This window comes from Sphingopyxis sp., assembly GCF_035250425.1.
In the GTDB taxonomy this organism is placed as follows: domain Bacteria; phylum Pseudomonadota; class Alphaproteobacteria; order Sphingomonadales; family Sphingomonadaceae; genus Sphingopyxis.
Map to the genome: position 1 here is coordinate 1 of NZ_DATFFD010000222.1, position 6,361 is coordinate 6,361.

Below are 6,361 nucleotides of genomic sequence, written 5' to 3' on the forward strand. Positions count from 1 at the left end.
CGACATCGACGCGCCGGCCATCGGCCGACAGCCAGCCCGACCAATGGCCGTTTTGCGTCATACGCGTATAGTCCATGAACAGGCGCGTGCCGTTGCGGCGTGTGAAGCGCGGCTCCTCGATCGGGAAGTGGCGCGCGGTAAAGTGCAGCTCGGCCGCGAGCGGGCCGTCGTTTACGGCGATCCGGAGTGTCAGCGTTTCGAGCGGCGCGTCGATGGCGATGGAGATCGGCCCCACCGACAGGTCGAGCCGCTCGCCGCCCGACCGGCGGCTCGCGCGCAGATTATGCTGCACGCCGTCCGCCAGCACGCAAAAGGCGGCGTCGACGATGCCGAGCTGCGGGTAGAAACCCATCGCCGAGGCGAAAAAGACCGACCCGTCAGGCGAAGTGCCGTTGAAGAAATAGCGGTCGTAGAAATTGCGGTCGGTGCCCGCGAACGCGATCGGTTCGGCGCTCTGGTGCAGCGGGAAATCGTCACCCTTTGTCAGCATCGTCTCTCATCCCATTTTGCGTTTTTTCTTGCAACGTAACGGGATAAGGCGCCGCGTCAATGCACCGGCGGATCGACCGGCGGCACAGCGTCGATCGGCGCCACCGGTTCGCCCGGCTCGCGTGGCGGCAAGGCGTCGGGCGGCACGTCGTCGATCTGCATATCGGGGGTTGGCACCGCCTCGACGTTGCGAACGCGGACCGCGATGCCGCCGTCCTTGATCCGCAGCTCGTTGAAACTCGGCGGGGTCGAGCGGATGCGCTGCGACAGCGTGCCCGCGCCGATCATGCGGATCGGACCGGCCTCGGTTTGCGCGACGAGGTCGAAGGCATCATGGACATGGCCGGTGAGCACCGCAGCGACCCCGCGTTCTGCCAGGGCGGTCAGCGCGCGTTCGCCGCCGCGGGTCAGCGCGCGTCCCTTGGTGCCCGCCTCGACCAGCGGATGGTGCGCGGTTACCAATATTGTCGTGCCAGGCGGCAGCGCGTCGATCGCGGCGAGTGTCCTGGCGAGCGCCTTGGGCGTCACCCAGCCTTTCGACCAGTCGAGCCGCCACTGCGCACGCGCCGTCGTCTTCAGTGGCACGACCGCCACCCCAGGCAGGTCAAGTTCGCGCTCGACCAAGGCCTCGATCCCGCGAATCCGGCGATAGGGATAGAAGAAGCGTGCGAAAGGGTTGAAATAGGGGAGGTCGTGGTTGCCGACCTCGACCGTCACCGGCACGTCGAGCGCGCCGATCCAGTCGCACGCCGCTGCAAATTCTCGGCTCCGCGCGCGCATCGTGAGGTCGCCGGTAATCAGCACCGCGTCGGGCTGTTCGCGGCGCACGCATTTGCCGAACCAGCCGAGCGCGCCGCGATCCTCGAGCCCGAAATGCAGGTCGCTGATATGGAAGAGTCGCGTCATGCCGTCGCCAGAAAGTCCACCGCACTCGCCCCTAAGCCGAAGCGCGCGGGCGAAGGAACCTCGGCCAGTTCGCCATCATATTCGAGGCCGATTGCGGCATCGCTTTCGAGGACGATCGTCTCGCCGGTCGCAATCTCGTCGCTCGGCCCATCGCGAAAATCGCCGCCCAGCCACGCAAGGCCGTGGCGCAGCACGTCGCCGGTGCTTTCGGTCAGGACGCCGTCGGCGCGAATGCCTTTGGAGGTGGGTGTGAGGATGACCGCGGGATAGGCCTGTTCATGCCCCGCAACATGGACGCCCGGCGCATTCGCCATCGCATCGAGTGCGTCGGGCGCCGCGCGGCTCGCCTCGATCAGCCCGTCCTGACGCATCGTCTCGCGCACTTCGGCCCAGCGCGTCGCCGGGCCCGCGACGATGGTGATGAAGGCCTCGCCCGTATCGGACCGGATCGTCGGGATCGGACTGCGCCGGCCCTTGCCTTGCAGCGCGTCGGCCAGAATCTCGGGCACGGTCCGGTCGCCGTGCAGCGCCTTCGACAAGAGATTGAGCGTGCCGCCGGGCAGCGGCAGGAGCGCGCCATCCCAACCCGCCGCATCGCGCGCAGCGGCGTTGATCGTCCCGTCGCCCGTCCAGACGAGCAGCAAGTCGATGTCCTGACGGCGCAGCTCGGCGGCGCCGGGGATATCGTCGTCGGGCAGCGCGAAGACGGCGACGAGCGGCGCGCCCGAGGCGCGGCAGGTTTCGGCAATCTCCGCAATTATGGCGTCGTCGTGGCTGCCGCTCTGGCTGTTGCAGACGAGGGCGGGGCGGGAAAAAGGGCTGGTCATCGCCCTGTCCTACGCGCGAGCGTGAAAAAGGTCGCGATGCTTGCCGCGCAGCTTGTTCGCCGCACCGCCGCCCTGTAGGGCGCGAAAGATGGCGGGGCCGGTTTCCAAAGGACGACGGTTGATCAAATTCCTCTTCGTGGTGATCCTGCTTGTGCTGCTGTTCGGCGGCGGCGCCAAGATGATCGTCGCGGGCGGCGCCAAGTCGCTCAACATGGCCGACCGGTTGCTCGGACAGGGCGATGGGGCGAGGCTGCTGCTGGCCGATCAGCCCTATGGCAACGGGCCGCGCCAGTCGCTGGACATCTGGGTGCCCGAGAATGCGAAGGCTGGCGACCAGCTGCCGGTGATCGTCTTTTTCTACGGCGGCGGCTGGGACAGCGGCGAGCGGGGCAGCTATGGTTTCGCCGGCCGCGCGCTGGCGCGGCAGGGCTTCGTCGTGGTGATCCCCGACTATCGGCTCGTACCCAAAGCCTATTGGCCCGACTTTATCGAGGACAGCGCCGCGGCGGTCGCATGGACGCACGAGCATATCGCAAAGCTTGGCGGCGACCCCGACCGGATCGCGCTGATGGGCCATTCGGCGGGCGCCTATAATGCCGCGATGCTCGCGCTCGACCCGCAATGGCTGCGCAGTGCGAAGAGCGACCCGTCGATCATCCGCGGTGTCGCGGGGCTTGCCGGTCCCTATGATTTCCTGCCGCTCGAAAAGGGCGGCCGCGCCGAGAAGGCGATGGGCAAGGTCAACCCGATCGAGAAGACCCAGCCGATCCACTTCGCGCGCGGCGACGCGCCGCCGCTCTGGCTCGCGAGCGGCGACGAGGATGCGGTGGTGCGCCCGCGCAACAGCCAGAACCTCGCCGCCGCGATCGAGCGGGCGGGTGGGGCGGCGACTTTGCGCGTCTATCCGGGCATAGGCCATACCGGCATCGTCATGGCGCTTGCCGGCCCTTTCCGCGGCAAGGGGCCGGTGCTCGACGAGGCGACCGACTTCCTGCGCGGCGTCACGGCGCGGCGTATTGCTCCCGCGGCGGAGACGGCGCGATGAGCGACGCGATACCGGCGATCATCCTTGCGGGCAGCCGCCCCGGCCCCGACCCGCTACTGACCGGCACCGGCGTGTCGACCAAGGCGCTGCTGCCGATCGCGGAGCAGGCGATGTTGGTCCATGTCGTGAAGGCACTCCGCGCCTCGCCCGAAGTCGGCGCAATCACGATCCTCGCGCAGAACAGCGCCGAGCTTGCCGCCGAACCGGGGTTGGCCGGGCTCGCCGACCTGCATTTCGCCGATTCGGGGCAGGGGATCAGCAGCTCGCTCGCCGCCGCGCTGCCACCGGGCGATGATCCGCTGCTCGTGACCACCGCCGACAATGTGCTGCTCACCTCCGCGATGGTCGCGGAATTTCTGCGCGGCGCCGAGGACGGCGACGTCGCGGTGGCAATGGTCGAGCGCGAAACGCTGCTCACGCGCTATCCGCAATCCAAGCGCACCTGGCTGAAGTTCCGCGGCGGCTGGTGGTCGGGGGCGAACATGTTCCGCCTGCGCGGGCGCCGCGTGCTGCCGTTACTCGATTTCTGGGGGCGCATCGAACGCGACCGCAAGAAGGGGCTCAAAATCATCGCGGCGTTTGGCCCGTGGTTGCTGATCGGTGCTCTGCTCCGCCTCTTCACTATCCAGCAGGGCGTCGCACGCGCGGGACTGCGTTTCGGGCTCGACGCCAAGGTCGTACCGATGTCCGAGCCCGAGGCGTGCATCGACGCCGACAAGCCCGCCGACATCGAACTGATCGAAGCCATATTTGCCGCGCGGCGGCAAGGCGCTATAGGGCAGCCCCTATGACCATCGATAAAGCCATCATCCTGTCGGCCGGGCAGGGCTCGCGCCTGCTGCCGCTGACCCGCGACATCCCCAAATGCCTGATCGACCTCAACGGTCGCACGCTGATCGGCTGGCAGGTCGCGGCGCTCGTCGCGAACGGGATCAAGGACATCGTCGTCGTCACGGGCTTTCGCACCGAACGCGTCGAGGATCATGCGCTCCAGCTCTATCGCGACACCGGTGCGCGCATTCGCACCCTGTTCAATCCCTTCTTTCAGGTCGCCGACAATCTCGGCACCTGCTGGATCGCGCGCGAGGAGATGGACCGCGATTTCATCATCCTCAACGGCGACACCATCATTTCGGAAGAGATCGTCGCGAAGCTGATCGCGGGTGCGAACGAGCCGATCAATGTCACCGTCGACGTCAAGGCCGACTATGACGACGACGATATGAAGGTGAACCGCGACGCCGAAGGCCGCCTGCATCACATCGGCAAGCGATTGCTGCCCCCCGACACCAACGCAGAATCGATCGGCATGCTGGCGTTCGTCGGCGACGGCCCGTCGATCTTTCGCAACCAGGTCGACCAGATGATGCGCACCCCCGACGGGGTCGAGCGCTGGTATCTGCGCGCGATCGACATCATCGCGAAGGGCAACCGCGTCGGCACCGTGTCGATCGAGGGGTTCGAATGGCAGGAAGTCGACTTCCCGCAGGATGTCGAAGCCGCCGATGCGCTTACGGCGAAATGGGCCGAAGAAGGCCGCTACGCGAAATAGGGTTTGAGCCAGCCGGCGAGCGCGGCGACCTCAGCATCGCCCAGCTTCACCGCTTGCCCGAGATCGGGTTGCCCCGGCCAGCCTGCGTCGGCCACCGTCACCCCCGCGCCCGAACGTTCGCCCTCGTAGCGCGGCAGGACGTGGAAATGGACGTGCGGGTCGACCATCATCAGCATCAGATAGTTGATCTTCGCATAGCCGACGGCCTCGCTCAGCGCCGCCTCGATCGCGGCGGTCGCGCGCTTGAGTTCGGCATGCGCCTCGGCCGGCAGGTCGCCGAACGCGGTCGCATCCGATTTCGCGACCAGCACTAGCGCGCCGAGCGTCGGCTGCGCGGGGCGCAGCAGCACGACCCAATGCTCATATTCGGCGATCAGCGTCGCCGGATGGCCGAATTTCGCAATCGTGTCGTTCATGCCTCTTCCATCCAGCTGACGATCGGGCGGCCCGAACGCTTGACCGCATAGGCCTGCACCAGCCGCACCGCATGGACGACCAGCGAGATGACGGTCCACCACGCGAGCGCGATCAGCCCGATGTCGGGGCGTCCGAACAGCGTCGCGAAAAAGAGGATTGCGAAATTGGGGTTACGCCGCGCGGTGACCAGACGGAAATCGCTGTCGAACTTCTGCCAGACATGGATGTCCATGCCTAAGTCCTTGATGAACAATCCCTCGATCACGCGCTGGAGTACATAGCCTGCGACGACCGCGACCATCACGAGGATAAACGTCTGATTCGATAGCGCAAGCCCCCAGGTGCCGAGCCCGACGCCCCAGAAATACCACCAGAAGGGCGGATGGATCAGGTCGACGCCATGGTCGGCGACATTGCCCCATTTCGACGAGGTGATCGTGCAGCGCGCAAGCTTTCCGTCGACGGTGTCGAGCACCATGAAGATGAAGCCGGCGAGCATGCCGGTCCAATAATGGCCGGAAGCGAAGAGATAGGTTGCGTAGATGCAGAGCGCCGCCCCGATCGCGGTCACCATGTTCGGGGTCATGCCGATGCTCGCCGCACCGCGCGTCAGCCAAAGCGCGAGTTCGGGCCACAGATATTTTGTGAGCGCGTCGGTGACGCCCTTATAGGCGCCGAAATAGCTCGTCCGCTCGATCTCGCGCCGCGTGCCGGGGGTCAGATCCCTGACGAACGGCTGTTCGAGCTTGCGAAGTTGGCGATTATAGAGCTTGCGCCCGTCCGACAGGTCGATGACCGCGGCCGCCATCGGGTCGCTGCCGGCCGGAACCTGCCCGATCACGGGGGCGCCGCCCCAGGCGAAAACCGTACCCGGCTGTTCGATCACCCAGCGCAGCAGCATCGGGTCGAAGACATAAGCGAGGTTGAAGACCAGTTCATGGCCCGGCGCGATCGGCTTGCCGTCTTTTTCCGCCATGCGGCGGCAGCGCTCGGCGTTGGTCATTCCCCAGATCGGGGTGGCGTTATCGCCGAGCAGACGGATCGGCGCGCTCATCGCGGCGTCCTTGCGAAATCGAGGATGATGTCGGCCTGCCGCATCGAGGCGGGGGTCGGGAACTGGTTGAT

General features: G+C 66.5%; 7 protein-coding genes and 1 pseudogene. 3 read left to right on the forward strand and 5 right to left on the reverse strand.

Features of this window, described 5'->3' with window-relative positions; all coding sequences use genetic code 11:
• The 3 genes and pseudogenes from VJ811_RS13235 to VJ811_RS13245 form a co-directional block, all read right to left on the reverse strand.
• Positions 1-490 (reverse strand): annotated as a pseudogene (locus tag VJ811_RS13235) (hypothetical protein); the annotation flags it as partial.
• 56 nt (positions 491-546) lie between these two features.
• A complete protein-coding gene (locus VJ811_RS13240) occupies positions 547-1,395 on the reverse strand; it encodes a metallophosphoesterase (RefSeq protein WP_324073067.1) in 849 nt (282 codons plus the stop codon).
• On the reverse strand, positions 1,392-2,222 hold the full coding sequence (locus tag VJ811_RS13245) for a diacylglycerol/lipid kinase family protein (protein WP_324073068.1): 831 nt from the start codon (positions 2,220-2,222) through the stop codon (positions 1,392-1,394). Before VJ811_RS13245 ends, VJ811_RS13240 begins: the two co-directional genes overlap by 4 nt.
• A gap of 118 nt (positions 2,223-2,340) precedes the next feature.
• Between VJ811_RS13245 and VJ811_RS13250 the strand changes: the two genes are divergently transcribed.
• Genes VJ811_RS13250 through VJ811_RS13260 form a run of 3 tightly spaced genes read left to right on the forward strand, consistent with a single transcriptional unit; the run spans position 2,341 to position 4,819 of the window.
• Positions 2,341-3,267 (forward strand): alpha/beta hydrolase, encoded by a 927-nt coding sequence (locus VJ811_RS13250; RefSeq protein WP_324073071.1) that lies wholly within the window; start codon positions 2,341-2,343, stop codon positions 3,265-3,267.
• On the forward strand, positions 3,264-4,058 hold the full coding sequence (locus VJ811_RS13255) for a nucleotidyltransferase family protein (protein ID WP_324073073.1): 795 nt from the start codon (positions 3,264-3,266) through the stop codon (positions 4,056-4,058). The genes VJ811_RS13250 and VJ811_RS13255 overlap by 4 nt, the downstream gene beginning before the upstream one ends.
• Complete coding sequence (locus tag VJ811_RS13260) at positions 4,055-4,819, forward strand: phosphocholine cytidylyltransferase family protein (RefSeq protein ID WP_324073075.1); 765 nt, start codon at positions 4,055-4,057, stop codon at positions 4,817-4,819. The genes VJ811_RS13255 and VJ811_RS13260 overlap by 4 nt, the downstream gene beginning before the upstream one ends.
• On the opposite strand, the gene VJ811_RS13265 is transcribed toward VJ811_RS13260, so the two are convergent.
• A complete protein-coding gene (locus VJ811_RS13265) occupies positions 4,807-5,235 on the reverse strand; it encodes an HIT family protein (RefSeq protein ID WP_324073077.1) in 429 nt (142 codons plus the stop codon). The two genes, VJ811_RS13260 and VJ811_RS13265, sit on opposite strands and share 13 nt — an antisense overlap.
• Positions 5,232-6,290: a CDP-alcohol phosphatidyltransferase family protein gene (locus VJ811_RS13270; RefSeq protein ID WP_324073078.1), complete on the reverse strand. Its 1,059-nt coding sequence runs from the start codon at positions 6,288-6,290 to the stop codon at positions 5,232-5,234. Before VJ811_RS13270 ends, VJ811_RS13265 begins: the two co-directional genes overlap by 4 nt.
• Positions 6,291-6,361 lie beyond the last annotated feature (71 nt).